This is a genomic window from Streptomyces sp. NPDC001027 (genome assembly GCF_040299045.1).
Classification (GTDB): domain Bacteria; phylum Actinomycetota; class Actinomycetes; order Streptomycetales; family Streptomycetaceae; genus Streptomyces.
The window spans coordinates 1-25348 of the sequence record NZ_JBEPBI010000046.1; the positions used below are offsets into that span (position 1 = coordinate 1).

A 25348-nucleotide genomic window follows, 5' to 3' on the forward strand; every position below is an offset into this window, starting at 1 on the left:
CCCGCCCCGGTGAGGGGCGGGCCGTCCGCATGCATGGGGCGTCGTGCGGTCAGCGGTGGCTGGACCCGCGGCGACGCATGCCGAAGAACACCGCGCCGCCGCCGACGACGACCAGGGTCGCCGCGACGCCGACGATCAGGCCGGTGTTCGAACTGGCGCCGGTCTCGGCGAGGTTGGACTCCTGGACCGCGGCCGAGGGAGCGTTGCTCGCGGAGGGCGCGCCGGGCGTGCCGGGTGCGGCGCTGTCGCTCGCCGAGTCGGACGGCGACGGCAGGGCGGTGGCCGTCTCGGCCGGCGGCGGGGCGGTGTCCGACGGCGTGGAGGAAGGCGTCGAGGAGGGGGAGCCGGTCGGCGTGGAGGTGTCGGCCGCGCACGCCTTGGCCGGGGTGGTCAGGTTCTCGCCGGCGTTGATGTCGGCGTCGACCAGGACCTTCTTGCCCTTCACGGCCTTGACGTGGATCCGGTAGATCGCGCCCGGCTCCCAGTCCTCGGCGAAGGAGACGGTGACGCCCTTCTTCGAGCCCTTGACGATCTGCTCCGCGCCGACCTGCCGCAGGTCGGCGCCGTTGTTCTCGAGGAAGACGGTGACGACGGCCGGGACGCCCGCGGCGTCCTTGTCGGTGACGGTGATGACGCCCTTGGCGCCGTCGCAGGCGGCCGCGGCGGAGAAGTCGCCTATCTCGCAGGCCAGCGCGGTGCCCGAGGCGCTCAACGCGAGGGCGGCGGAAGCGGCGGCGACACCGAGCATGCGCACCGAACGGACGGTGATACGGCGGGAAAGGGACACGTTTGTCCTTTACGGGAAGCGCAACTGCGGGGGGTGGAGGGGGAGATGGCGCCCCCGGTGAGCCGAGTGCGTCACCATCCCCAGCAGACCCACAGGTCTATAAGCGTTTCATAAGAAGTGTCAATCCGGGGAGTCTCCCGGACCGTTGACTTTGCCCTCTTATTAACCGCCGAGACGTTTCGGCGCCTCCCGGACCTCCTCGATCCGGTCAACAAGGCTGAAACGGGACGTCGTAGCCCGCTCCCGGGCGAGTCGCCGCAGCAACGGCCGGGCGGGCGCCGTCGGATGCGCCCGCCCGTGCCGGGCGCCGGCGTGCGGGCCCGGGGACCGCGTGAGGGTCAGCCCTGGACGGCCGACGGGTCCATCCACACGACCTCCCAGGTGTGGCCGTCGAGGTCGTCGAAGGAACGGCCGTACATGAAGCCCATGTCCTGGGTCTCACCGCTGGGGGAGCCGCCGAGGGCGAGCGCGCGGTCCACCAGCTCGTCGACCTTCTCGCGGCTCTGCGCGCTCAGCGCGATGAGGACCTCGCTGGTCTTCGAGGAGTCCGCGATCTCCTTCTTGGTGAAGGTCGAGTAGAACGGCTTGGTGAGCAGCATCGCGACGATCGTGTCGCTGATCACCACGGAGGCGGCGTTGTCGTCGCTGAACTGCGGGTTGATCCCGTACCCGAGCTCCGTGAAGAACTTCTTCGACGCGTCGAGGTCGTTCACGGGCAGGTTCACGAAGATCATCTGCTGGTAGGCCGGGGTGGTCATCGCGCTCTCCCAAGGGATTCGTGTCGTTCGGATGTGCTGTTCGGTGGGGTAGACCGGAGCGTCGCGGCGAACTCATCGGGGGTGCGGGAGGTTTTTTCGGGACGGCGTCTCAGCGAACCAGCGGGAGCGCCGCGAGTTCTGCCACGACCAGGGTGAGCGGGCCGAAGAGCGCCAGCAGGGCGCCGGTGCGCAGGGCGGCGGCGCTGCGCAGGATCTTGGCCGGGGCGCCGAGGCGCAGCAGGGCGGCGGTGGTGTCGGCACGGGCCTGCCTCGCCTCCACGGCCGAGGTCAGGAGCGTCGCCACCGTGCAGCCCGCCACGACCGCGGCGCCCAGGGTGGACAGAGGGCCGAAGGACGGGTCTGCCGGGTCGTACAGCGCGGCCATCGTGTACGCGCCCGAGGCCACGGCGCACACCACGCCCAGCGGGCGGCCGATCCTGGACGCCTCCTGCATCAGCCCGCGGCCCGCGAGGAGCCGCAGGGCGCCGGGACGGACCGCCTGCAGCAGGCGGCCGCAGAGATGGGTGAGACCCGGGCCCGCGAGGGCGAGGCCCACGACCGTGAGAGCCCAGCCGAGGAACACGGCGGCGGGGCCCTCGGGCAGACCGCCGGGCAGGGGGAGCCCGCCGCCGTCGGCGGTCCGGCTCGCGTAGCCCTCCACCGCCAGGCCGGCGGCGAGGAGCGCGGCGCCCCAGGGGAGGGCGGTCGGGTCGGGGGCAGGGGGGTTCTGCGGGAGGCGGAGTCCAGGGTCGGCCGCGTCCTGCGTGTGGTCGCCTTCCTCCGTGTGGTCGCCGTCGGCGGGGCGTCCGTTCGTGGGCCGTGCGTGCTCGGGCCGTCCGTTCTCGGGCCGGTCGCCCGGGTCTTCGGCGGGCCCGGCGCCTGTGCCGTTCGCCGGGCGGGTGTCCGGACCGCCGGGACGTCCGAGGCGTTCGGTCACCGTCCGGGCGCTTCGGCCGACGGCGGAGGGGACGGTGCGGCGGAGCGCGTCCTGGGCGTCGTCGGCGCCCGCGCCGGTGGCGGTCCGGTCGTCGGGTCCGGCGCGGTCGCCGGGTGCGCGGCGGGCCCGGCCTTCGTCCGCCCGGCTCTCGTCCGCCCGGCTGTGGGAGTGCTCGTGCGCGCTCGGGGCGTCGAGGCCGTCCGTCGTCCGGGCGGCGTCGTCGGTCAGGACCCGGGCGTCCTGACCGTCGGCGGTCCGAGCGTCGGCGCGGGGCTCCTCGTCGCGGGAGGCGCGGGGTGCGCGGGACGACGTCGTGCGGTTGGCGCCGTATCTCCCGACCGCGCCGAACCTCTCCCCCCGGCCCTTCGCGCCGGGCGCGGTGAAGCGGCCGAGCAGTCTCGGGGTCGCGTGGGCCGCCACGTGCGCGTCCCTCGGCCGGAGCATCAGCGCGACGGCCACGGACGAGGCCGCCGGGACCAGGGAGAGGAGGGTCAGCGCGGCCGGCAGGGGCAGCGGCCGGCTCGCCGCGAGGAAGTCGCTCGCCGCCCCGTCGAACGGCATGCCCGTGAGGTCGCCGCGGAGGTGGAGGAAGAGCAGCAGGGCCAGCATGGAGCCGAGCAGCGTCGACAGGGCCGTCGTCGTCGCCGACACGATCATCAGGCGGGTCGGCCCCAGGCCGATCGCCGCCAGCCCGGGACGCGGGCGCGTGCCGGGGTCGGTGCGGGCGACCGCTCTGGCGAAGTAGACGGTGGCGGCCAGCGGCGCCGCACACCAGGCGAGCCGGAGCGCGGCGGACGCCGACGCCTCGGGGTGGGTGAGCGCGTGGCCGAGGGTGCTCAGCAGGAGGAAGCCGGTGCCCGCCGAGGCCGCCGCGACGAAGAGTCGGCGGAGCTGGACGGCGGGGTGGGCGCTGCGGGTCAGACGGCGAGCGAGCACGCGGCTTCCCGGCCTTCCGGCTCCGTGACCGGCGGCAGATGGACCGTGTTGACCCGGCGCCCGTCCAGGAGGGCGACCGTGCGGTCCGCGAGGGCCGCGGTCTGCGTGTCGTGGGTGGCGAGCACGACGGTGATGCCGTGCGAGCGGGCGGCCGAGGTCAGGGTACGCAGGACATGGGCGCGGTCCGCACGGTGCAGCGGCGCGGTGGGCTCGTCCGCGAAGAGGACGGAGGGAGCCGGGGCCAGGGCCCGGGTGATGCAGACGCGCTGCCGCTCGGCCTGGGTGAGTTCGTGCGGGCGCAGCCGGCAGCGGTCGCCGATGTCCAGCCGTTCCAGCCATTCGAGCGCGGCGACCTTGGCCCGACGCCGGCTGGTGCCGCGCAGCATGAGGGGCAGGGCGGCGTTCTCCCAGACGTTCAGCTCGGGGACGAGGAGGGGGACCGGGTCGATCCAGCCGAAGCGGTCCCGGCGCAGCCGTTCGCGGGCCGACGTGCCCATGGTGTGCACGGGGACGCTGTTGAACCAGACCTCGCCGCTGCGGGCGGAGGCGAGGCCGGACAGACAGCGCAGCAGCGTCGTCTTGCCGCTGCCGCGGGGCCCGCTGACGGCGAGGATCTCGCCCTCCCGCACACCCATCGAGACCCCGGTCAGCCCGGGGGAGCCGTCGGGGTGTGTGAAGTGCAGGGAGCGTGCCCAGAGCACGTCGTTGTCCGGCGGGGCCTCCATGGGCGTACACCTCGGTTCAGATCTGTGGTTCCCGTGCCGATCCCCCGAGCGGGGGAACGAAGGCAGGGCCGATCGGTCACTGGCACGCTAGGCAGGCGACGGCGGGAGGCCGGACAGCACACGGCCCCGGACCGCCGTTTCTCACTCGAACGGCAGACTCCGGGGCCGGTGTTGATCAGCTGATCAGGCTACGTCACGGACGTTACGGATGTCTTGGATGCAACGGACGTAACGGACGTAACGGGCGTCACAGCTTCGTCCACGCCTCCGCCAGCGTGGCGCGCAGGATCTGCTCGATCTCGTCGAACGTCTCCTGGTTGGAGATCAGCGGCGGCGCGAGCTGGACGACCGGGTCGCCTCGGTCGTCCGCCCGGCAGTACAGGCCGTTCTCGAACAGGGCCTTGGAGAGGAAGCCGTACAGGACGCGCTCGGTCTCCTCCTCGTTGAAGGACTCCTTCGTGGCCTTGTCCTTCACGAGCTCGATGCCGTAGAAGAAGCCGTTGCCGCGGACGTCGCCGACGATCGGCAGGTCGTGCAGCTTCTGGAGCGTGGACAGGAACGCGCCCTCGTTGTCGAGGACGTGCTGGTTCAGGCCCTCGCGCTCGAACAGGTCCAGGTTGGCCAGGCCCACCGCGGCCGAGACCGGATGGCCGCCGAAGGTGTAGCCGTGCAGGAAGGTGTTGTCGCCCTGGTAGAACGGCTCGGCCAGCCGGTCGCTGATGATGCAGGCGCCGATCGGGGAGTAGCCGGACGTCATGCCCTTGGCGCAGGTGATCATGTCCGGGACGTAGCCGAACTTGTCGCAGGCGAACGTCGTGCCGAGGCGGCCGAAGGCGCAGATGACCTCGTCCGAGACGAGCAGCACGTCGTACTGGTCGCAGATCTCGCGCACCCGCCGGAAGTAGCCGGGCGGCGGCGGGAAGCAGCCGCCGGCGTTCTGGACCGGCTCGAGGAAGACCGCGGCGACCGTGTCCGGGCCCTCGAAGAGGATCTGCTGCTCGATCTGGTCCGCGGCCCAGCGGCCGAAGGCCTCGGGGTCGTCGCCGTGGATCGGGGCGCGGTAGATGTTGGTGTTGGGTACCTTGTGCGCGCCCGGGACGAGCGGCTCGAAGGGGGCCTTCAGGGCCGGCAGGCCGGTGATGGACAGGGCGCCCTGCGGGGTGCCGTGGTAGGCGACCGCGCGCGAGATGACCTTGTACTTGGTCGGCTTGCCGGTCAGCTTGAAGTACTGCTTGGCGAGCTTCCAGGCGGTCTCCACGGCCTCGCCGCCGCCGGTGGTGAAGAAGACCTTGTTGAGGTCGCCCGGCGCGTGGTGCGCCAGCCGCTCCGCGAGTTCCACGGCCTTGGGGTGGGCGTAGGACCACACCGGGAAGAACGCGAGTTCCTGGGCCTGCTTGGAGGCCGCCTCGGCGAGCTCCACCCGTCCGTGGCCGGCCTGCACCACGAACAGGCCGGCGAGGCCGTCGAGGTAGCGCTTGCCCTTGTCGTCGTAGATGTAGGCGCCCTCGCCCCGGACGATGGTCGGTACCGGCGAGTTCTCGTACGAGGACATGCGGGTGAAGTGCATCCACAGGTGGTCGTACGCGGTGCGGCTGAGGTCCTTGGTGCTCACGGTTATCGGGTCCTCACGGTTATCGGGTTCCCCACATGTAGGTCTGCTTCTTCAGCTTCAGGTAGACGAAGCTCTCGGTGGAGCGCACGCCGGGCAGTGCCCGGATGCGTTTGTTGATGACGTCCAGCAGGTGGTCGTCGTCCTCGCAGACGATCTCGGCGAGGACGTCGAACGAGCCCGCGGTCATCACCACGTACTCGACCTCGGACATGTCGGTGAGCGCTTCCGCGATGGACTCCACGTCGCCCTCGACGTTGATCCCGACCATCGCCTGCCGCCGGAAGCCCACGGTGAGGGGGTCGGTGACGGCGACGATCTGCATCACGCCCTGGTCGAGCAGCTTCTGGACGCGCTGGCGCACGGCCGCCTCCGACAGGCCGACAGCCTTGCCGATCGCGGCGTACGGCCGGCGGCCGTCCTCCTGGAGCTGCTCGATGATGGCGAGGCTCACGGAGTCCAGGTGGGGGGTGCTGCCGTTCCTGGACTCGCGGGAGTCCCTGTGCTCTGCGCTTCGACTGGCCACGACGTCACTGTGCACGACAGGTCGACAGTTCCGCAAGGTCGAGGCGATGAAATTCGTTGTTTACGTGAGCGATATCTGCGGATTCCGCAGTCGAGGCCCGATCGGGGGTGTTGAAAACGTGGGCGGGCGGATTAGGGTGGTGTCTCAGTACATGGACACCCCAGAAGCAAGAATCCGATCAGGAGGCCGGCAGTGAGCACCGAGCTGCGTCGTCTGCGCAACTACATCCACGGCGAGTTCCGGGACGCCGCCGACGGACGGACCACCGAGGTGGTCAACCCGGCGACGGGCGAGGCGTACGCGACCGCGCCGCTGTCCGGTCCGGCGGACGTCGACGCCGCGATGGCCGCCGCCGCCGAGGCGTTCCCGGGCTGGCGCGACACGACCCCCGCCGAGCGTCAGAAGGCCCTGCTGAAGATCGCGGACGCCTTCGAGGAGCGCGCCGAGGAGCTCATCGCGGCCGAGGTGGAGAACACGGGCAAGCCCGTCGGGCTCACCCGCTCCGAGGAGATCCCGCCCATGGTCGACCAGATCCGCTTCTTCGCGGGCGCGGCCCGGATGCTGGAGGGCCGCTCGGCCGGCGAGTACATGGACGGCATGACCTCGATCGTGCGCCGGGAGCCGGTCGGCGTCTGCGCGCAGGTCGCGCCGTGGAACTACCCGATGATGATGGCCGTGTGGAAGTTCGCCCCGGCGATCGCCGCGGGCAACACGGTCGTCCTCAAGCCCTCGGACACCACCCCGGCGTCCACCGTCCTGATCGCCGACATCGTCGGCTCGATCCTGCCCAAGGGCGTCTTCAACGTCGTCACCGGCGACCGGGACACCGGCCGGCTGATGGTCGAGCACCCGACCCCGGCGATGGCCTCCATCACCGGCTCGGTGCGCGCGGGGATGTCCGTCGCCGAGTCGGCGTCCAGGGACCTCAAGCGCGTCCACCTGGAGCTGGGCGGCAAGGCGCCAGTCGTCGTCTTCGAGGACACGGACATCGCCAAGGCCGTCGAGGACATCTCGGTCGCGGGTTACTTCAACGCGGGCCAGGACTGCACCGCCGCCACCCGGGTCCTCGTCCAGGAGTCCATCCACGACGAGTTCGTGGCCGCGCTCGCGAAGGCCGCGTCCGAGACGAAGACCGGCCAGCCCGACGACGAGGACGTGCTGTACGGCCCGCTGAACAACCCCAACCAGCTCAAGCAGGTGTCCGGCTTCATCGAGCGGCTGCCGGCGCACGCCAAGGTCGAGGCGGGCGGCAAGCAGGTCGGCGACAAGGGCTACTTCTACGCCGCGACCGTGGTGTCCGGGCTGAAGCAGGACGACGAGATCATCCAGAACGAGGTCTTCGGACCGGTGATCACCGTCCAGTCCTTCACCGACGAGGAGCAGGCGGTGGAGTGGGCCAACGGCGTCGACTACGCCCTCGCCTCCTCGGTGTGGACCAAGGACCACGGTCGCGCCATGCGGATGTCCAAGAAGCTCGACTTCGGCTGCGTGTGGATCAACACCCACATCCCGCTGGTCGCCGAGATGCCGCACGGCGGCTTCAAGAAGTCCGGCTACGGCAAGGACCTCTCGGGCTACGGCTTCGACGACTACACCCGCATCAAGCACGTCATGACGTCCCTGGACGCGTAGCGCTCCGCGGACCGGCCGGATTGTGCGGGCGGCCGGTCGTGGTGGGGTGCGGGTGAGTCGTCGCGCCGGTCGCGCGGTCTCCCGCGCCCCTACGGAGTTCGGCCCTCGGTTTCCTGAACCGGGGGCCGTTCGTCGTGCCGGCCTCTCCGCTCTCGCGGCTTTGCCATCTCTTTACAACCCGGTCGCGGGCTGTCTCGTCTCTCCGTCCGATCCGTCAACGGACCGATGAAAGAGAGCGATTCATGCGACTCATGTCCCGAACGGGCCTGGCCGGCCTGGCAGTTGCGGGCGCCGCCCTGTTGGCGTCCGCGACGCCCGCACTCGCCGACTCGGGGACTCCCGCCCCGGCGCCCACCGCAGTGGCGCAGGCCGCTTCCCCGGCCCCGGCCGACGCCACCGCCATGCCGTCCACCGCTCCCGCCGAGTCGGGACGGACGCCGTCGGCCGTGCCGAGCCAGGTCGGCGTGGTGCCCAGGGGCGGGGCCGGCACCGGTGTCGCCGAGCCGTCGTCCGAGAACCACGGCGCACTGATCGGCGGCGCGGCCGCGGCGTCCGCGGCGGCCGGAGCGGTCTTCCTCGTCGTACGCCGCCGGAGGGCGTCCGGCGCATGAACCCGCTCTCCAGGCGCGCCCCGGTCCTGACGGCCCTGGCCGTGCTGCTGCTCACGGGCTGTGCCGGCGGCTCGACGGCCGGGCCGTCGGCGGACGCCTCCACGGCCGGCCCGGTCCCCGCCGTCTCCTCGGTTTCCCCCGGGCCCGCCGGGCGGGCGGCGTCACGTCCGCTCGCCCGGTCGGCGCCGGTCGGGCTGCGGATCGCGGCGATCGGCGTCGACACCCCGGTCATGCGGCTCGGGCTGGCCGCCGACGGCAGCGTCCAGGTGCCTCCCGTCGAACGGCACGACCGGGCGGGTTGGTACGAGCACTCGCCGACGCCGGGGCAGACGGGGCCGTCGGTGATCCTCGGTCACGTCACGGTCGGCCGGTACGGCGACGGCGTCTTCCGCCGCCTGAACCGGCTGCGTGCCGGCGACCGGATCGCGGCGCGTCTGGAGAACGGCACGACGGCCGAGTTCGCGGTCACCGAGGTGCGTACCGTCGACAAGGCGCGCTTTCCGACGGAGGACGTCTACGGGAACGTGGACCGCCCCGAACTGCGTCTCATCACCTGCGGCGGCCCCCGTAGCGGCGACGGATACCGTGACAACGTGATCGTCTTCGCCGCGCTGAGCGCGGGGTCGAGCACGGGGTCGAGCGCGGGGTCGAAGACCGGGTCGGGTGTCGCGTCGAGCGGCTCGAGCAGCTCTGCGGGAGAACGTTGAAACGGTCACGCTCGCGCGACAGGGCGGCGTCCGAGCTGTTCGCCGCCCTCTATCCACGCCTGGCCGGCTGGTGCCGCCGTCTCGTCGACGACGACGAGACGGCGCACGAGATCGCGTCGGAGGCGTTCACCCGGCTGTGGGCCCGCTGGACGTCGGTGGCGGAGCCCCAGGGCTTCCTCTTCGTCACCGCCGCCAACCTCGTCCGCGATCACTGGCGCAAGCTCGAGCGGGAACGCCGGGCCGTGCGCCGCGCCACCGCCGAGGCCGCGCTCGCCCCGTCCGCCGAACCGGCCGACCCCTCGGTGCGGATGCTCGTGCAGTCCCTGCCCGACCGGCTGCGCGTTCCCATCCTGCTGCACTACTACGCTGACATGCCGATCCGGGAGGTGTCCGCGCTGACCGGGCGCAAGGAAGGGACCGTGAAGGCCGATCTGCACGCGGCCCGCGAACTGCTCCGCGCCCACCTGAGGAGAAGCCTTGATCACGCCCGTTGACGACTCCGACGACGGCTTCGACGACGGCAGCCCGGACCTCGCCCCCGAGGACCCCCTCGCCGTCGTTCTGCGGCCAGCCTCCGGTCGTCTCGCGCCGCCCGCCGGAAGTTACGAGAGGATCCGCCGAGGTGCGCGCCGCCGCCGGACCCTGCGCGCCGCGGCTGCGGCCGGCGCCACCTGCGCCGTCGCCGTGCTCGCCGTCCTGCTGCCGCTGCGTCCGGCCGCGTCCGGGCCGCCGCGGCCCGCGATCCCGCTCGCGCCGCCCCCGATGAGCGGACCGGCGAGTGTGCCCGTCCCGACGCCACCGCAGAGCCCGGTGGCCGAGGACCCTACCGAGAGGGCGGCCGAGAGCCGGGCGCCGGACCCCCGGGCATCGGACGCCCGGGTCCCGACTGCTCGCACCGACACCGCTGCCTCCACCGGCGCCCGTAGCTCCGACCAGTCGCAGTCACCGCCGTCGTCGTCGCAGGCCGGGGTCCGGCCCGCTCCCTCGGGGACGATCGAGCAGTCCGCCGCGCCGTCCGCCGCGACCAGGAGCCGTTGACGCCTGCACGCGTGCGGCCGTCCGCGCCCGCCGCCCGGTCACATGCCGCCGGGCGTTGGCGAATCATGTTTTGAACATGTTCAATTTCAGCGTACGCTGCCGCCATGAGCGACAGAGCCGCCCTGGTGAAGGGCATTCGTGTCTGGCTGGCCGTCTTCGTCGTCTGTCTGGTGCTCAGCGGCGTCACGGCCTTCCCGCTCGTCCATGAACTGCGCTGGACGGAGGAGTTGCTGCGCGCGCTGTCCGTGCCGGAACGGCTGCCCGGCGCGATGGAGTGGATCGAGCGGGTGCGGCGCGGCCTCGACACCGCCGACGCCGACTACCCGTTCCTCCTCTACGGCACCGACTGGCTGGCCTTCGCCCACCTCGTGATCGCCGTCGCCTTCTACGGCCCCTATCGCGACCCGGTCCGCAACGTGTGGGTGGTGGAGTTCGCGATGATCGCCTGCGCCGGGATCGTCCCGCTCGCGCTGATCTGCGGACCGATCCGGGGCATCCCCGTCTGGTGGAGCGTGATCGACATGTCCTTCGGCGTGTTCGGGGTCGTCCCGCTGTACGTCGTGCGCAGGAAGATCCTGCGGCTGGCGGAGATCGGCCCCAACCCCTGGGCTGCGCCTGCGATGTGAGCGCCCGGGGGCGCTCGGGGGAGAGGGGGCTCAGCCCTCCTTGCGCAGCGCGGTCAGGAGGTCGATGCGGTTCGTGGTGATCGAGTCGACGCCCAAGCCGATGAGCCGGCGCAGGGAACGGCGGGTGTCGGGCGTCCACACGGAGAGCAGACGGCCGTCCCGATGGACGCGCGCGGCGAGTTCCCGGTCCACCAGGGAGAAGCGGTAGTTGAGCCAGCGCGGCCCCACCGCCGCGAGCAGCGCGGGGCGCGGGGGCGCCAGGCTCGTGCAGGTGAGCGCGATCTCGGCGGACGGGTCGGCGGCGCGCACGGCGAGCATCGCGACGGGGCCCGCGCAGTAGTACACCCGGTCCGCCGCCCCCGCCTCGCGCACGGCGTCGACGATCCGCCGTGCGGCGCCGACCTCGCGGGTCCCGGGCAGGTCGAGCATCACCCGGCTGCCCTCGGTCGCCGCGAGCGCCTCCCCGAGGGTCGGCACCGCGCCGGCCGTGAGCCCGCGCACCTCGGCCGCCGACAGCGAGGCCAGCGGACGGTCCTGTGCCCACAGCCGCTTCAACGTCGCGTCGTGCAGCAGCACGGGCACGCCGTCCCTGGTGAGGCGTACGTCGCACTCCACGGCGTCCGCGCCCAGGTCGAGCGCGGAACGCAGCGAGGCGATCGTGTTCTCACGGAGCCGGTAGGGGTCGCCGCGATGGGCCACGGCCGTCACGTTCTGCATGCGCCCATTGTCGCCGGACCGGGACCCGGACCCGGCGGACCCGGATCATGGCCTGTGCGCGAGTGCCTGCGTGCGGGGCCCGGCGCGGGAACCGGACCCCGGCCCGGCGCCCGCACGGGGCGTGGGCGCTCAGGTCAGGGAGCGAGCCACCCGGCGGTGTACGCGTCGATCTCGGTCCGCAGCCGGGCCTTCCCGGCCTCGTCCAGGAAGGCCGCCTCGACGGCGTTCTTCGCGAGATCGGCGACGCCCCGCTCGTCGAGGTCGAGGAGCCGGGCGGCGACCGCGTACTCGTTGTTCAGGTCGGTGCCGAACATGGGCGGGTCGTCGGAGTTGACCGTGACCAGGACGCCGGCCCGCACGAACTCCTTGATCGGGTGCTCGTCGAGGGTGCGGACCGCACGCGTGGCGATGTTCGAGGTCGGGCACACCTCCAGGGCGATGCGGTGCTCGGCGAGGTGCGCGAGCAGCTTCTCGTCCTGCGCGGAGCTGGTGCCGTGCCCGATGCGCTCGGCGCGCAGATGCGTCAGGGCGTCCCACACCGTCTGCGGCCCGGTGGTCTCTCCGGCGTGCGGCGCCGACCGCAGCCCGGCGGCGATCGCCCGGTCGAAGTACGGCTTGAACTGCGGACGTTCCACCCCGACCTCGGGCCCGCCGAGCCCGAAGGAGACCAGCCCCTCCGGGCGGATCCGGTCGTCGGTGGCGAGCCGTGCCGTCTCCTCGGCGGCCTCGAGACCCGCCTCGCCGGGGATGTCGAAGCACCAGCGCAGCACGGTCCCGAACTCCGCCTCGGCTGCCTTGCGGGCGTCCTCGATGGCGTCCATGAAGGCGCGTTCGTCGATGCCGCGCCGGGTCGAGGAGAAGGGGGTGACGGTCAGCTCGGCGTACCGCACCCGCTGACGGGCCAGGTCCCGGGCGACCTCGTAGGTGAGCAGCCGGACGTCCTCGGGGGTGCGGATGAGGTCGACGACGGACAGGTAGACCTCGATGAAGTGGGCGAAGTCTGTGAACGTGAAGTAGTCGGCGAGAGCCTCGGGGTCGGTGGGCACCTTGGAATCGGGGTGCCGGGCGGCCAGCTCGGAGACGATGCGGGGGGACGCGGAGCCGACGTGGTGCACGTGCAGCTCGGCCTTGGGCAGCCCGGCGACGAAGGCGTGCAGGTCGCGGGCGCCGGCCGCCGCCGCGGCGGTGGGGCCGGCGGGCGCGCCGGAGGCCGGGGAGCCGGGGGCGGCTGCCGAGGATGCGTCGAGGCGGTCGGTCATGGGGTCCTCCCCGGGACGGCGCCCCGGGCCCTACGGGCCGGACGGGACGCGGGTGATCGGCTGATCGATGAGTCCCGGCCATCGTAGGCGGACGCCCGGAGACCGGGGGGAGCGGATGCGCGGAGGGCCCGGAGGTGGGGGAGGGTTCGGATGCGCGGAGGGCCCGGAGGCGGGGAGGCGCGGAGGTGGGGAGGCGCCGAGGCCTGGAGGTCCGGCGGCGCGACGGCGCGGAGGCGGGGAGGCGGGGAGGCGGGGAGGCGGGGATGGCTCGGAGGCGCCGAGGTGGGGAGGGCCTGGAGGCGCGGAGGTCTGGCGGCGCGGCGGCTCGGAGACGGGGGGCCGGAGGCGCTGAGGGTCCGGAGGCGCGGAGGGCGCGGAGGTGGGGAGGCGCGGAGGCTTGGAGGTTTGACGGCGCGGAGGCGGGGAGGGCCCGGAGGCGGGGATGGCTCGGAGGCGCCGAGGCGGGGAGGCCCCGGAGGCGCGGAGGCCTGGAGGTGGGGAGGGCGGGCCGGCCTGAAGGCGGGGAGGCGGGGGTGCGCCGCCGCGGAAGCGCGGGGTACAGCGGTGTGGCGGCACGGAGGTGCGGAGGCGGGAGGTGCGGCGGCGGTGGGGAGGTGTGACGGCATGGAGATGCGGCGGCGCGGCGGCACCGAGATGCGGCTGTATGGAGGGGGGCGGGGCGGAGGTGGGCGTGCCTCGGCATGGGGATGCCCGGGTGTGGAGGTGCGTCGGTTCGGCGGTGCGGCGGCGCGGCGGTTCGGCTGTACGGAGGTGCGAGGCGCGGCGGTGTGGAGAAACGGAGGGGCGGCGGTGCGGGGAAGGGTCGGCGGGCTCGCGCGGGGGGCGGCCCGCTGCCGTCACCGGCGGCCACGGGCCGTAGCATGACGGAACGTACGCAGGGTGGAACGGCGTACAGGTGACGGAACGCAGGGGCGGCCGCCCGGTCGGGCGGCGACAGAGGGGATCCACGCATGTCCGACGACGCGCCGACTCCGGCCGGTGACGACGCCCGCGACCCGTGGCCCGTCCCCGCCTCCGGCCCGACGGACGAACCGCGGGACGCGAAGCCCGGGACGACGCCCCGGGTGCCGTTGGACAAGACCGCCCCGGCCGACGCTGCTCCGGGCGCCGCCTCGCCGCTCCCGCCGAACCCGTGGGCGGCCCCCGGCGGCGCGGCGCAGAGCGGCCCCGGCCACACCATCGCCGGGAACGAACCGCAGGGCCAGGCGCCGCCCTCCGTCCACGACCAGCAGACGATGATCTCGCTGCCCGGCGTGACGCCGCAGCCCTGGGCCGATCCTTTCGGGAGGCCGCAGCCCCACGGCACGCTCGGCGGCTTCCCGCCGCCGGACCCCGCCACGGCCGTCGGCGGCCCGCCTCCCGGCCGCTACGCCCCTCCGGTCCACGGCGGCCCGGTGCCTCCGCCGCCCATCGCCCCCGACGGGCCGGGGCAGATCCCGTACGGTTACCCCGGCGGCTACGGCTATCCGTCGCACCCGCAGTACGGCGGCGCGCCCGGCCTCTACGGCTGGGCCGGCGGGGTCGGGGACAACAACGGCACAGGCGTGGCCGGACTGGTGCTAGGAATCCTCGCCGCCGTCGTCTTCTGTCTGTGGCCGCTGGCCATCGTCTTCGGCATTCTGGGCATCGTGTTCGGCGCGATCGGGCGCGGAAAGGCCCGCCGGGGCGAGGCCTCGAACCCCGGTCAGGCGCTGGCCGGGATCATCTGCGGCGTGGTGGGCACGGTGCTGGCGATCGGCGTGGGCATCCTGGTGATGGTGGCCCCCTAGAACACGCGGTGGAACGGGCCGCCGGGCCGCCGTACGCTCCCCCGCCCGGCCCCCGGTCCCCGGCGCATTCCCGGCCCGCCCCGGACGCTCCCCGCGCGGCCGCGAAGGCTCACGGCCCGGCCCCGGGCCCGCCCTGTCGCCGTCCCCCGGCGTCTCAGGCCTCGGTCAGCAGGCGCTCTCTGGCCTGCATCAGGGCGAAGCCCAGCAGGTTCAGGCCGCGCCAGCGCTCGGGGTGCGAGGCGGCCTCGTCGTCCGCTGCCAGGCCGATGCCCCACACCCGGTCCATCGGGCTCGCCTCGACCAGCACCCTCGAGTGGGTGCCCAGCAGGAACGAGCTCAGCGCCGGGTCCGAGGCGAACTTGTGGACGCTGCCCTCGACGACGATGCGGAACCGCTCCCGCTCCCACGTCGTGTCGTCGAAGCCGCGGACCAGCCGCCCCTCCTTCTTCGCCTCGGCGGGCGTCCTGGCGGCCAGCGCCCGTACCTCCGCCTCCCGGTCTTTGAAGAGGCGCGCTTTCGCGGCCATCATCCAGTGCTCCGCCGTCGCATAGGCGACGTCGTCGACCACGAACGGTGACGGCCACCACTGGCTGAGACAGCTCGCGCCGATCTGTCCGTCGGGCCGCGGACGGTGGCCCCAGAAGTGCAGGTACCTGACGCCCGCCCCCGACCGGACCGCCCTGACCAGGGACTCCCGGCTGTCGATCATCTCCATGCATCTGAGGATGGCACGCGCCACTGACAGAGCGTCCCGCCTTTTCCGGCGGGACTCGACACCTGGTCGACCCTCGCCGACAGATTCCGTCGCGTAACCAAAAGGCAACAACGGAATCACTTGTTGGAGTGCCCTTGCTCTGCCAGGATCGGCAATCAAATCAGGCTGGAGCTACGCCACCCGCCCCCGCGCACAGCGGGGCGAAGGCGGAGGAGAGCGACATGCAGGACCGGTTCCCCGCACAGCAGCTGTTCGCGGAAGGCGCCCAGTACATCGACGGCCGCCTCGCAGGCGGCGACTCGGGGCGCGCCCACGCCGTGATCGACCCCGCCACCGGTGAGGAGGTCTACACCTACGACCTGGCGGGCACGGACACCGTCGACGCGGCCGTCGCCGCAGCCCGCACCGCGTTCCCCGGCTGGGCGGGCGCCACGCCGGGCGAGCGTTCCGACGCGCTGCACCGGTTCGCCGCGGTGCTCGCCGACCGCGCCGACGAATTCGCCCGCGCCGAGTCCCTGCAGTGCGGCAAGCCGCTCAAGCTGACCCGGGAGTTCGACGTCCCGGGGACGATCGACAACACCGCCTTCTTCGCGGGCGCCGCCCGGCATCTCGCGGGCCAGTCCGCAGGCGAGTACTCCGGCGACCACACCTCGTACGTGCGCCGCGAACCCATCGGCGTCGTCGGCTCCATCGCGCCCTGGAACTACCCCCTCCAGATGGCGGCCTGGAAGATCCTCCCGGCGATCGCCGCGGGCAACACGATCGTGCTCAAGCCCGCCGAGCTCACTCCGCTCACCTCGCTGCTGTTCGCGCGGGCGGCCTCGGAGGCCGGTATCCCCGACGGTGTGATCAACATCGTCACCGGGACCGGACGGGAGGCGGGCGAGCACCTCGTCGGCCACCGCGACGTCGTCATGACCTCCTTCACCGGCTCCACCGCCGTCGGCAGGCGGGTCGCGGAGCTCGCCACCGCGACCGTCAAGCGGCTCCACCTGGAGCTCGGCGGCAAGGCGCCCTTCGTCGTCTTCGAGGACGCCGACCTGGAGGCCGCCGTCCACGGCGCGGTCGCCGGCTCGCTCATCAACACCGGGCAGGACTGCACGGCCGCCACGCGCGCGTACGTGCAACGCCCGCTCTACGAGGCCTTCGTCGAGCGGACGGCCGCCCTGATGGAGACCGTGCGGGTCGGCGACCCGTTCGCCGCGGGCACCGACCTCGGCCCGCTCGTGTCGCACGCCCAGCGCGACCGGGTCGCCGCCTTCGTCGACCGGGCGCGCGGCTACGCGCGCGTGGTGACCGGCGGCGAGGCGCCCCAGGGCGAGCTCAAGAACGGCGCCTACTATCTGCCCACCCTGATCGCGGACGCCGCCCAGGACAGCGAGGCCGTCCAGTCGGAGATCTTCGGGCCGGTGCTGGTCGTCCTGCCGTTCGACACGGACGAGGAGGGCATCCGGCTCGCCAACGACACGCCCTACGGGCTCGCGGCCTCCGCGTGGACCCGGGACGTCTTCCGGGCCAACCGTGCGACACGCGAGATCAAGGCCGGATGCGTGTGGATCAACGACCACATCCCGATCATCAGCGAGATGCCGCACGGCGGTTACAAGGCGTCCGGCTTCGGCAAGGACATGTCAGCGTACTCGTTCGAGGAGTACACACAGGTAAAGCACGTTATGTTCGATAACACGGCGGTGGCCCGAAAGCCCTGGCACCGCACGGTCTTCGGGGACTCATAAGCGACGACGAACGGCCGCAGACCACGGCCGGACCTCCCGAAAGGGCACCACGCGCATGCAGCAGTACGAGCCCGACCGCCTGAGCCCGGCCGAACCGGCCGCCGTAGGGCGCAGTGTCCGCAACGGCAGGACGGCCATGACCCGCCGGTCGGTGTTGCGCGCCTCCGCCGGCGGCGCCCTCACCCTGGGCGGCGTCGCAGCGCTGGCCGGCTGCGGAATCCCCGCGGCCGGCAAGTCACAGGGCGGCGTCTCCGCCGACGACCACTCGGCGAAGGAGAAGGTCGTCAACTTCTCCAACTGGCCGGAGTACATCGACGTGGACGACAGCGGGAAGCACCGTCCCACGCTGGACGCGTTCCGCAAACGGACCGGCATCACGGTCAAGTACACCGAGGACATCAACGACAACGACGAGTTCTTCGGCAAGATCCAGCCGCAGCTCGCCGCCGGCCAGGACACCGGCCGCGACCTCATCGTCCTCACCGACTGGCTGGCCGCCCGCATGATCAGGCTCGGCTACGTCCAGAAGCTGGACGCGTCGAACCTGCCGCACGCCTTCGCCAACCTCTCGGACCAGTTCCGCAGCCCCGACTGGGACCCGGGCCGCGCCTACTCCTACCCCTGGCAGGGCATCTCGACGGTCGTCGCCTACAACAAGAAGGCGCTCGACGGCGTCGAGGTGAAGTCGGTCTCCGACCTGCTCGACACCCCCGCGCTCAAGGGCCGGGTCGGCCTGCTGACCGAGATGCGCGACACCGTCGGCATGACCATGCTCGACATGGGCAAGGACCCGGGGAAGTTCACCGACGACGACTACGACGCGGTCATCGCCCGCCTCCAGAAGGCCGTCGACAAGGGCCAGATCCGGCGCTTCACCGGCAACGACTACACGTCGGACCTCAGCAAGGGCGACCTCGCGGCCTGCGTGGCATGGGGCGGCGACATCGTGCAGCTCCAGGCGGACAACCCCGACGTCGCCTACATCATCCCGGACAGCGGCTACATGACGTCGACCGACAACCTGCTGATCCCCAACAAGGCCCGTCACAAGACGAACGCCGAGCGGCTGATCGACTACTACTACGAGCCCGAGCCGGCCGCCCGACTCGCCGCGTACATCAACTACGTGAGTCCCGTCGCGGACGTGAAACCGTACCTCGCCAAGATCGACAAGTCGGCGGCGGACAACCCGCTGATCCTTCCCGACAAGGCCATGCAGGCGAAGTCCCATGCCTTCCGCTCCCTGAGCTCGAAGGAAGAGGCCGCCTACCAGGCCAAGTTCGCAAAGCTCACTGGGGCGTGACGACGATGAAGACGACCGACAGCGGCAGCGGCGACGTCCGCCTCTCCGGCATCAGCAAGACCTACGGCTCCTTCACCGCCGTACACCCGCTGGACCTGACCGTCCCGCAGGGCTCCTTCTTCGCCCTGCTCGGCGCGTCCGGCTGCGGCAAGACCACCACCCTGCGCATGATCGCCGGCCTGGAGGAACCGTCCTCCGGGACCGTGCACCTCGGCGACCAGGACGTGACGGCGCTCCCGCCCTACAAGCGGCCGGTGAACACCGTGTTCCAGTCCTACGCCCTCTTCCCGCACCTCGACATCTTCGAGAACGTCGCCTTCGGCCTGCGCCGGCGCGGCATCAAGAGCGTGAAGAAGCAGGTCGAGGACATGCTGGAGCTCGTCCAGCTCGGGGAGCAGGCCCGCAAGAAGCCCCACCAGCTCTCCGGCGGCCAGCAGCAGCGCGTCGCGGTCGCCCGCGCCCTGATCAACCACCCCAAGGTGCTGCTGCTCGACGAGCCGCTCGGCGCCCTCGACCTCAAGCTGCGCCGCCAGATGCAGCTGGAGCTCAAGCGCATCCAGACCGAGGTCGGCATCACCTTCGTGCACGTCACGCACGACCAGGAGGAGGCCATGACGATGGCCGACACGGTCGCCGTGATGAACGGGGGCCGCGTCGAACAGCTCGGCTCCCCGGCCGACCTCTACGAGAACCCGCACACCACGTTCGTCGCCAACTTCCTCGGCACCTCCAACCTGATCGAGGCCGAGGTGGACTCCAGGGCCGGCGACGACATCGTGCTCAAGGCGGGCGACGGCAAGCTCGTGCTGCCCGTGGCGCGCTGCTCCGCACCCACCGCGAACGGCGGCCGGGTGCTGGTCGGCGTACGTCCCGAGAAGATCTCCCTGACCCACGCCGACGACGCGGGCGAGATCCCCGAGGGGCGCAACCGGATCACCGGGAAGATCGCCGACTCCTCGTTCATCGGCGTCTCCACCCAGTACGTGATCGACAGCTCGGTCTGTCCGGAGTTCGAGGTCTACGCCCAGAACGTCGACCGCGACGCCCGGCTCGTCCCCGGCGCCGACGTGGTCCTGCACTGGAGCCCGGCGCACACCTTCGGCCTGGACGCGGAACAGGACATCGACGCGGGCATCCAGGAACAGGCGGCGGTCTGAGATGGCGACCCTCACCGAGGCGCCCCCGCCTCTCTCCCCGACGGCGCCGACGAAGAAGCCGCCCCGCAGACGCGGCCGTCTGACGCCGTACTGGCTGCTGCTGCCCGGCCTGCTCTGGCTGGTCGTGTTCTTCGCGCTGCCGATGATCTACCAGGCCTCCACGTCCGTGCAGACGGGCTCCCTGGAGGAGGGCTACAAGGTCACCTGGCACTTCGCGACCTACTGGGACGCCCTCGGCGCCTACTGGCCGCAGTTCCTGCGCTCGGTCCTCTACGCGGGCGCCGCCACGATCCTGTGCCTGGCGCTCGGCTACCCGCTGGCTTACCTGATCGCCTTCCGGGCCGGCCGCTGGCGCAACCTGATCATGATCCTGGTGATCGCGCCGTTCTTCACCAGCTTCCTGATCCGCACCCTCGCCTGGAAGACCATCCTCGCGGACGGCGGCCCCGTCGTCGGAGCCCTGAACACGCTGCACGTCCTCGACGTCACCAGCTGGCTCGGCTGGACGTCGGGCGACCGCGTCCTCGCCACGCCCCTCGCGGTGGTCTGCGGTCTGACGTACAACTTCCTGCCGTTCATGATCCTTCCGCTGTACTCCTCGCTGGAGCGCATCGACGGACGGCTGCACGAGGCGGCGGGCGACCTGTACGCCCGGCCGGCCACCGTCTTCCGCAAGGTCACCTTCCCGCTGTCGATGCCCGGCGTGGTCTCGGGCACGCTGCTCACCTTCATCCCGGCGGCCGGCGACTACGTCAACGCGGAACTCCTCGGCTCGACCGACACCCGCATGATCGGAAACGTCATCCAGACGCAGTTCCTGCGGGTGCTGGACTATCCGACGGCGGCGGCCCTCTCCTTCATCCTCATGGCCGCGATCCTCTTCATGGTCACCTTCTACATCCGCAGGTCGGGGACGGAGGATCTGGTCTGAATGCCCCTCGTCAACTGGCTCAAGCGCCATTTCGTGATCATCGCGGGACTCCTCACGCTCGGCTATCTCCTCCTGCCGAACGTCGTCGTCACCGTGTTCTCCTTCAACAAGCCGAAAGGCCGCTTCAACTACGAGTGGCAGCAGTTCTCCACCGACGCCTGGCAGGACCCGTGCGGGGTCGCGGGCCTGTGCGGCTCGCTGTCGCTCAGCCTCCAGATCGCGATCTGGGCGACCCTCGGCGCGACCCTGCTCGGCACGATGATCGCCTTCGCCCTGGTCCGCTACCGCTTCCGCGCGCGCGGCGCCGTGAACTCGCTGATCTTCCTGCCGATGGCGATGCCCGAGGTCGTCATGGCCGCCTCGCTGCTCACCCTCTTCCTCAACCTGGGCGCACAGCTGGGGTTCTGGACGATCCTCATCGCGCACATCATGTTCTGCCTGAGCTTCGTCGTGACGGCGGTCAAGGCGCGCGTCATGTCGATGGACCCCCGGCTGGAGCAGGCCGCCCAGGACCTCTACGCCGGGCCGGCGCAGACGTTCCTGCGCGTCACCCTGCCGATCGCGGCCCCCGGGATCGCCGCGGGCGCGCTGCTCGCGTTCGCGCTCTCCTTCGACGACTTCATCATCACCAACTTCAACGCGGGCTCGACCGTCACCTTCCCCATGTTCGTGTGGGGCTCGGCGCAGCGCGGAACGCCCGTCCAGATCAACGTCATCGGCACGGCCATGTTCCTGGTCGCCGTCCTGTTGGTGCTGACGTCGATGATCGTCGGCAACCGCCGCAACAAGCAGAAGGCATAAGGCGCAGAGCCCGAAGCCGAGAGGCCCGTAGGGAGTTGACATCATGGCCGCAGGCGCCATGAACCGGTGGATCACTTCTCTTTCCGACGCACAGCCGGTCCCGTACTGGCTGGAGGACCCGGGCAGGCCCCGTCCCGAACCCGCGCTCACCGGCCCCGAGACCTGCGATCTGCTGGTCGTCGGGGGCGGGTACAGCGGACTGTGGACGGCGCTCGTCGCCAAGGAGCGCGACCCTCAGCGTGACGTGGTGCTGCTGGAAGGACGTGAGGTGGGCTGGGCCGCCTCGGGCCGCAACGGAGGGTTCTGCGCGGCCTCCCTCACCCACGGGCTGCCCAACGGGCTGGCCCGCTGGCCGGACGAGATCCACCGGCTCGAGGACCTGGGGATGCGCAACCTCGACGCGATCGAGACGGCGATCGCCCGGCACGGGATCGACTGCGACTTCGAGCGCACCGGCGAGATCGACGTCGCGACCGAGGAGTACCAGGCCCGGGAACTGCGCGACTGGTACGGGGAACTCGAGGGCAGGGGCCTCGCTGACGGCATCGAGTTCCTCGACGCGGACGCGGTGCGCGAGCAGGTCGCCTCGCCCACCTTCCTCGCGGGACTGCACGACCGCCGGGGCGTGGCCATGCTGCACCCCGCCAAGCTCGTCTGGGGCCTGAAGCAGGCGTGCGTGCGCCTCGGCGTGCGGGTGTACGAGCACACGCCCGCACTGGATCTGAAGCCGTACGGCGCGGGGACGGCCGTCCGCACGCCGTACGGGCAGGTCCGCGCCCGGCAGGTGGCCCTCGGCACGAACATCTTCCCGAACCTGGTCAGGCGCGTGCGGGCGTACACCGTCCCGGTCTACGACTACGCGCTGATGACCGAACCGCTGACCCCGGCACAGCTCGACTCGATCGGCTGGAAGAACCGGCAGGGACTCGGGGACAGCGCCAACCAGTTCCACTACTTCCGGCTGTCCGCCGACAACCGGATCCTGTGGGGCGGGTACGACGCCGTCTACCCCTACGGGGGCCGGGTGCGGGCGGAGTACGACGACCGGCCCGAGACGTACGCCAAGCTCGCCGGGCACTTCTTCACCTGCTTCCCGCAGCTCGAGGGAGTCCGCTTCACGCACGCGTGGGGCGGGGCGATCGACACCTGCTCGCGCTTCTCGGCGTTCTTCGGCACCGCGCACCAGGGGAAGGTCGCCTACGCGGCCGGGTACACCGGCCTGGGCGTCGGCGCGACCCGGTTCGGCGCGGAGGTGATGCTCGACCTGCTGGCGGGGGAGAGCACCGAGCGGACACGGCTGGAGATGGTCCGCAGGAAGCCGCTGCCCTTCCCGCCCGAGCCCTTCGCCTGGACCGGCATCGCGCTCACCAAGTGGTCCCTGGCCCGCGCCGACGCGCACGACGGCCGGCGCAATCTGTGGCTGAGGACCATGGACCGACTGGGTCTCGGCTTCGACAGCTGAGCCTTGCGATCGCGGCCCGCGGGGCCGGTTCGCGGGGTGTGGGCCGGTTCACCCGCACGGGTGGTCCGAACCCGCGTAATGCTCGGCGGCGACCTCCCTCTCCCTTGTGGACGCGACCGCGTCCCACGAGCGAAAGGGAGGTCCTCACATGGCTGGGGCGAAGACGGCGGTCGACTGGCTGGCATCCGTCGCACCGGATTCCGAGGCATGCCGCTGGGAATGGGAGCGCAACCCGCTCGGGGTGGCGCTGCTGCCCGCGGGCCGGGCCTGGGACGTGCTCATCCTGCCGGGCACGCTCGGCTATCCCACCCTCGACGTGCTCACCCGGATCCTCGACCGGCCGGGCCCGGTGCTCGTCGACTTCGGCGACGACCGCATGGGGTTCTTCGTCGCGCCGGGGACGGCGGCGCGCTGGCTCGGCACCGGCATCCGCACCGCGGGGGCCGGCGCCTGGATCGTCGTGCCCCATCCGGGCCGTTCCGCCAGGGGAGTCCGCTGGCTGGTGGCGCCGGACGGCTCCGGCACGCTGACCGACGCGGCGCTCCTGGAGCTGGCGATGCACGAGGCGGCGGCGGGGCTCGCCGCCGGAGAGGACGGCTGACCGACCGGCCGCCGGACGCCCCCAGCCGTCCCGACCGCGCCGGTGGGCCTCCACGCCCCGACCCGTCCGACCGTCCGCCCCGCAGGCGCGTCGACTCTTCTCCCGTCGGCCGCCCGCGCGGTCGGCCCGACCGCCCGGGGCCAGGGCCGGGGCCGGGGTCAGGGCCAGGGACGCTCCGCGCGCGGGGCCGGGAGCGGCGTCGCCCGCGGCGGTGGGGCGTTCAGTCCGTCGACGTCGCCTTCAGGGCCAGCCACAGCTCCATCCGGACGTCGGGATCGTCCAGGGAGCGGCCGAGGATCTCCTCCACCCGGCGCATGCGATAGCGCAGGGTGTGGCGGTGGACGCCCAGGTCGGCCGCCGCCGCGTCCCACTGGCCGTGGCGGGAGAGCCAGGCCCGCAGCGAGGCCACCAGATCGCCGCGGCCGGTCGCGTCGTGCTCGTGCAGGGCGCGCAGCAGACTGTCCGCGAACGCCTTCACCGCGTCGTCCGCGAGCAGCGGCAGCACCGAACCCGCCGCCAGCCGCTCGTGCTCCACGAACACCCGGCCCCGGCGGCGGGCCACGGACAGGGCCTGTTCGGACTGCTTGTAGGCGGCCGCCGCCGCGATCGGCCCGGCCGGCGCCGACAGGCCCACCACGAGCTCGTCCCCCGGGTCGGCCTCGGCCCCGCCGCCCCCCTGCGCCCGGGAGGCCTCCAGCGCCGTCGCGTACCGCGCGCACGCCGACACGGCCGCGCCGCCGTCGGTGACCAGCGCCACCAGCCGCTCGCCCTCGGGCACCACGAGCACCGCCTCACCGGCCCGCGCGGCCGCCGACTCGAGGGCCTCGACGAGACCGCCGAAAGGCTCCCCGGCCGTGTCGGACGCGGTCGGCGGGGCCGGCGACCGGGCAGCGAGCGGGCCGTGCCCCGGCCCCTCCGGATGCGTCCGCACGACGGGGGCCGGCGCCGACTCGGCGACGATCACCCGGAAGGGGACGTCGAGCAGATCGCCGTACAGGTGCCCGGCGACGGCCCGCGCATGGTCCGGTTCGCCCGCCAGCAGCATCCGCAGCACCGCCGCGCCGATCCGCTGCTGCGCCGTGTACAGCGAGCGCGAGCGTTCCGTGGTGAGGGTCAGCAGCGCGATGGCCGAGTGGACGGCGTACCGCTCGGCGGTGCCCAGGGCCGCGGCGGTGCCGACGGCGAGCGCCGCGCGAGGGCGCCGCCCGGCGCCCAGCGAGTGCAGTTCGACCCGGTCGTCGTGGCGGTCCCCGGCCGCGGCGTGCTCCGGCCCGCCGCCCCCGACCACCGCCGACGCCGGGGCCGGCCGCTCCCGCAGCCGCTCCACCTCCGCCGTGAGCCGGGCGGCCCGCCGGGCGGCCCACTCGGGTGCGGCCGCCACCACGGCGCCCGACGCGTCGTACAGCGCCGCCCACCCGTCGACCTGGGCGGCGAGCGCGCGGAGCAGTCCCTCGGCGCCGTCCGTGAGGGCCTGCTTCGTCAGCTCGCGCTGAGCCGCGAACCCGGCGGTCACCGCCCGGTACTGGTCGGCCGCGATCGCCGCCGACACGGCCTTGCTGATGGCGAGGAAGGGGGTGCGGCGCGGTACCTCCAACAGAGGCAGGTTCTCCTCCTCCGCCGCGTCCACCAGCGCCTGCGGGATCTCGTCGTAGTTGACGCCGACGGCGAAGCCGAGCCCGACGACGCCGGCCTTCGACAGCCGCCGCACATAGCGCCGCATCGCCTCCGGGTCCGCCGCGTCCAGCTTGAGCGCGGTGATCAGCAGCAGTTCCCCGCCCTCCATGTACGGCACGGGGTCCGCGAGCTCGCTGACGTGCGCCCAGCGCACCGGCACGTCGAGACGGTCCTCGCCCGCCCGCACGGTGAGCTTCAGCGCGGAATGGTGGACGAGCGACGCGAGGGTGGGAGGCATGGGGCCTTCAGATCGGGGGAGGGGGCGCGGCTTTGGCCGCTTCGTATGAAGGGCCTGTGTCGATTCTGCCTC

General features: G+C 72.4%; 24 protein-coding genes. 14 read left to right on the forward strand and 10 right to left on the reverse strand.

What is annotated here, in order from left to right; translation table 11 throughout:
* Nucleotides 1-49: 49 nt before the first annotated feature.
* The 6 genes from ABT300_RS15765 to ABT300_RS15795 all read right to left on the reverse strand — a co-directional run bounded on the left by ABT300_RS15765 (nucleotide 50) and on the right by ABT300_RS15795 (nucleotide 6293).
* Complete coding sequence (locus ABT300_RS15765; protein ID WP_351675477.1) at nucleotides 50-787, reverse strand: LAETG motif-containing sortase-dependent surface protein; 738 nt, start codon at nucleotides 785-787, stop codon at nucleotides 50-52.
* 338 nt (nucleotides 788-1125) lie between these two features.
* Nucleotides 1126-1545 carry a VOC family protein gene (locus ABT300_RS15775; RefSeq protein ID WP_351675480.1) on the reverse strand — a complete coding sequence of 140 codons (420 nt, stop codon included), beginning with the start codon at nucleotides 1543-1545 and terminating at the stop codon, nucleotides 1126-1128.
* A gap of 109 nt (nucleotides 1546-1654) precedes the next feature.
* The gene (locus ABT300_RS15780) at nucleotides 1655-3418 is read right to left on the reverse strand and encodes a hypothetical protein (protein ID WP_351675483.1); all 1764 of its coding nucleotides are present in this window, start codon (nucleotides 3416-3418) and stop codon (nucleotides 1655-1657) included.
* A complete protein-coding gene (locus ABT300_RS15785; RefSeq protein WP_351675485.1) occupies nucleotides 3400-4143 on the reverse strand; it encodes an ABC transporter ATP-binding protein in 744 nt (247 codons plus the stop codon). The genes ABT300_RS15780 and ABT300_RS15785 overlap by 19 nt, the downstream gene beginning before the upstream one ends.
* A 247-nt stretch (nucleotides 4144-4390) precedes the next feature.
* Nucleotides 4391-5755, reverse strand: a complete 1365-nt coding sequence (locus ABT300_RS15790; RefSeq protein WP_351675488.1) for an aspartate aminotransferase family protein — start codon at nucleotides 5753-5755, stop codon at nucleotides 4391-4393.
* Nucleotides 5756-5774: 19 nt separating this feature from the next.
* On the reverse strand, nucleotides 5775-6293 hold the full coding sequence (locus ABT300_RS15795; RefSeq protein WP_351675491.1) for an Lrp/AsnC family transcriptional regulator: 519 nt from the start codon (nucleotides 6291-6293) through the stop codon (nucleotides 5775-5777).
* 177 nt (nucleotides 6294-6470) lie between these two features.
* Between ABT300_RS15795 and ABT300_RS15800 the strand changes: the two genes are divergently transcribed.
* The 6 genes from ABT300_RS15800 (at nucleotide 6471) to ABT300_RS15825 (ending at nucleotide 10892) form a co-directional block, all read left to right on the forward strand.
* Nucleotides 6471-7910 (forward strand): gamma-aminobutyraldehyde dehydrogenase, encoded by a 1440-nt coding sequence (locus tag ABT300_RS15800; RefSeq protein WP_351675493.1) that lies wholly within the window; start codon nucleotides 6471-6473, stop codon nucleotides 7908-7910.
* A 251-nt stretch (nucleotides 7911-8161) separates the two neighbouring features.
* Complete coding sequence (locus tag ABT300_RS15805) at nucleotides 8162-8521, forward strand: sortase-dependent protein (RefSeq protein ID WP_351675496.1); 360 nt, start codon at nucleotides 8162-8164, stop codon at nucleotides 8519-8521.
* Nucleotides 8518-9228, forward strand: a complete 711-nt coding sequence (locus ABT300_RS15810) for a class F sortase (protein WP_351675499.1) — start codon at nucleotides 8518-8520, stop codon at nucleotides 9226-9228. The genes ABT300_RS15805 and ABT300_RS15810 overlap by 4 nt, the downstream gene beginning before the upstream one ends.
* Nucleotides 9225-9722 (forward strand): RNA polymerase sigma factor, encoded by a 498-nt coding sequence (locus ABT300_RS15815; protein WP_351675501.1) that lies wholly within the window; start codon nucleotides 9225-9227, stop codon nucleotides 9720-9722. Before ABT300_RS15810 ends, ABT300_RS15815 begins: the two co-directional genes overlap by 4 nt.
* Complete coding sequence (locus ABT300_RS15820) at nucleotides 9706-10266, forward strand: flagellar biosynthesis protein FlhF (RefSeq protein ID WP_351675503.1); 561 nt, start codon at nucleotides 9706-9708, stop codon at nucleotides 10264-10266. Before ABT300_RS15815 ends, ABT300_RS15820 begins: the two co-directional genes overlap by 17 nt.
* A gap of 104 nt (nucleotides 10267-10370) precedes the next feature.
* Nucleotides 10371-10892: a hypothetical protein gene (locus ABT300_RS15825; RefSeq protein WP_351675505.1), complete on the forward strand. Its 522-nt coding sequence runs from the start codon at nucleotides 10371-10373 to the stop codon at nucleotides 10890-10892.
* 30 nt (nucleotides 10893-10922) lie between these two features.
* On the opposite strand, the gene ABT300_RS15830 is transcribed toward ABT300_RS15825, so the two are convergent.
* Nucleotides 10923-11609, reverse strand: coding sequence for a glycerophosphodiester phosphodiesterase (locus ABT300_RS15830; protein WP_351675508.1), 687 nt, complete (start codon nucleotides 11607-11609; stop codon nucleotides 10923-10925).
* Nucleotides 11610-11743: 134 nt separating this feature from the next.
* The gene (locus ABT300_RS15835; protein WP_351675511.1) at nucleotides 11744-12868 is read right to left on the reverse strand and encodes an adenosine deaminase; all 1125 of its coding nucleotides are present in this window, start codon (nucleotides 12866-12868) and stop codon (nucleotides 11744-11746) included.
* Between the two features lie 971 nt (nucleotides 12869-13839).
* On the opposite strand from ABT300_RS15835, the gene ABT300_RS15840 reads away from it, so the two are divergent.
* Nucleotides 13840-14658, forward strand: a complete 819-nt coding sequence (locus tag ABT300_RS15840; RefSeq protein WP_351675514.1) for a DUF4190 domain-containing protein — start codon at nucleotides 13840-13842, stop codon at nucleotides 14656-14658.
* Nucleotides 14659-14812: 154 nt separating this feature from the next.
* Here the strand turns inward: ABT300_RS15840 and ybiA are convergent, their stop codons facing one another.
* Nucleotides 14813-15373 carry a riboflavin biosynthesis intermediates N-glycosidase gene (gene ybiA, locus ABT300_RS15845; protein WP_351675517.1) on the reverse strand — a complete coding sequence of 187 codons (561 nt, stop codon included), beginning with the start codon at nucleotides 15371-15373 and terminating at the stop codon, nucleotides 14813-14815.
* A 221-nt stretch (nucleotides 15374-15594) separates the two neighbouring features.
* Between ybiA and ABT300_RS15850 the strand changes: the two genes are divergently transcribed.
* The 7 genes from ABT300_RS15850 to ABT300_RS15880 all read left to right on the forward strand — a co-directional run bounded on the left by ABT300_RS15850 (nucleotide 15595) and on the right by ABT300_RS15880 (nucleotide 23364).
* A complete protein-coding gene (locus ABT300_RS15850) occupies nucleotides 15595-17109 on the forward strand; it encodes a gamma-aminobutyraldehyde dehydrogenase (RefSeq protein ID WP_351675519.1) in 1515 nt (504 codons plus the stop codon).
* A 55-nt stretch (nucleotides 17110-17164) separates the two neighbouring features.
* The gene (locus ABT300_RS15855; protein ID WP_351675522.1) at nucleotides 17165-18412 is read left to right on the forward strand and encodes an ABC transporter substrate-binding protein; all 1248 of its coding nucleotides are present in this window, start codon (nucleotides 17165-17167) and stop codon (nucleotides 18410-18412) included.
* Nucleotides 18413-18417: 5 nt separating this feature from the next.
* Nucleotides 18418-19569, forward strand: coding sequence for an ABC transporter ATP-binding protein (locus ABT300_RS15860; protein WP_351675524.1), 1152 nt, complete (start codon nucleotides 18418-18420; stop codon nucleotides 19567-19569).
* A 1-nt stretch (nucleotide 19570) separates the two neighbouring features.
* Nucleotides 19571-20500 carry an ABC transporter permease gene (locus ABT300_RS15865; RefSeq protein ID WP_351675526.1) on the forward strand — a complete coding sequence of 310 codons (930 nt, stop codon included), beginning with the start codon at nucleotides 19571-19573 and terminating at the stop codon, nucleotides 20498-20500.
* Nucleotides 20501-21301 carry an ABC transporter permease gene (locus ABT300_RS15870; RefSeq protein ID WP_351675529.1) on the forward strand — a complete coding sequence of 267 codons (801 nt, stop codon included), beginning with the start codon at nucleotides 20501-20503 and terminating at the stop codon, nucleotides 21299-21301.
* A 43-nt stretch (nucleotides 21302-21344) separates the two neighbouring features.
* Nucleotides 21345-22763, forward strand: coding sequence for an NAD(P)/FAD-dependent oxidoreductase (locus ABT300_RS15875; protein WP_351675531.1), 1419 nt, complete (start codon nucleotides 21345-21347; stop codon nucleotides 22761-22763).
* A 148-nt stretch (nucleotides 22764-22911) separates the two neighbouring features.
* A complete protein-coding gene (locus ABT300_RS15880; protein ID WP_351675534.1) occupies nucleotides 22912-23364 on the forward strand; it encodes a hypothetical protein in 453 nt (150 codons plus the stop codon).
* Between the two features lie 220 nt (nucleotides 23365-23584).
* On the opposite strand, the gene ABT300_RS15885 is transcribed toward ABT300_RS15880, so the two are convergent.
* Complete coding sequence (locus ABT300_RS15885; RefSeq protein WP_351675537.1) at nucleotides 23585-25276, reverse strand: PucR family transcriptional regulator; 1692 nt, start codon at nucleotides 25274-25276, stop codon at nucleotides 23585-23587.
* Between the last annotated feature and the right edge of the window lie 72 nt (nucleotides 25277-25348).

Coding starts and splice junctions, on each gene's coding strand:
- ABT300_RS15775 (WP_351675480.1), bottom strand. CDS start 1,545: ATGACCACCCCGGCCTACCAGCAGATGATCTTCGTGAACCTGCCCGTG.
- ABT300_RS15785 (WP_351675485.1), bottom strand. CDS start 4,143: ATGGAGGCCCCGCCGGACAACGACGTGCTCTGGGCACGCTCCCTGCAC.
- ABT300_RS15805 (WP_351675496.1), top strand. CDS start 8,162: ATGTCCCGAACGGGCCTGGCCGGCCTGGCAGTTGCGGGCGCCGCCCTG.
- ABT300_RS15810 (WP_351675499.1), top strand. CDS start 8,518: ATGAACCCGCTCTCCAGGCGCGCCCCGGTCCTGACGGCCCTGGCCGTG.
- ABT300_RS15825 (WP_351675505.1), top strand. CDS start 10,371: ATGAGCGACAGAGCCGCCCTGGTGAAGGGCATTCGTGTCTGGCTGGCC.
- ABT300_RS15830 (WP_351675508.1), bottom strand. CDS start 11,609: ATGCAGAACGTGACGGCCGTGGCCCATCGCGGCGACCCCTACCGGCTC.
- ABT300_RS15835 (WP_351675511.1), bottom strand. CDS start 12,868: ATGACCGACCGCCTCGACGCATCCTCGGCAGCCGCCCCCGGCTCCCCG.
- ABT300_RS15840 (WP_351675514.1), top strand. CDS start 13,840: ATGTCCGACGACGCGCCGACTCCGGCCGGTGACGACGCCCGCGACCCG.
- ybiA (WP_351675517.1), bottom strand. CDS start 15,373: ATGGAGATGATCGACAGCCGGGAGTCCCTGGTCAGGGCGGTCCGGTCG.
- ABT300_RS15850 (WP_351675519.1), top strand. CDS start 15,595: ATGCAGGACCGGTTCCCCGCACAGCAGCTGTTCGCGGAAGGCGCCCAG.
- ABT300_RS15855 (WP_351675522.1), top strand. CDS start 17,165: ATGCAGCAGTACGAGCCCGACCGCCTGAGCCCGGCCGAACCGGCCGCC.
- ABT300_RS15860 (WP_351675524.1), top strand. CDS start 18,418: ATGAAGACGACCGACAGCGGCAGCGGCGACGTCCGCCTCTCCGGCATC.
- ABT300_RS15865 (WP_351675526.1), top strand. CDS start 19,571: ATGGCGACCCTCACCGAGGCGCCCCCGCCTCTCTCCCCGACGGCGCCG.
- ABT300_RS15870 (WP_351675529.1), top strand. CDS start 20,501: ATGCCCCTCGTCAACTGGCTCAAGCGCCATTTCGTGATCATCGCGGGA.
- ABT300_RS15875 (WP_351675531.1), top strand. CDS start 21,345: ATGGCCGCAGGCGCCATGAACCGGTGGATCACTTCTCTTTCCGACGCA.
- ABT300_RS15880 (WP_351675534.1), top strand. CDS start 22,912: ATGGCTGGGGCGAAGACGGCGGTCGACTGGCTGGCATCCGTCGCACCG.
- ABT300_RS15885 (WP_351675537.1), bottom strand. CDS start 25,276: ATGCCTCCCACCCTCGCGTCGCTCGTCCACCATTCCGCGCTGAAGCTC.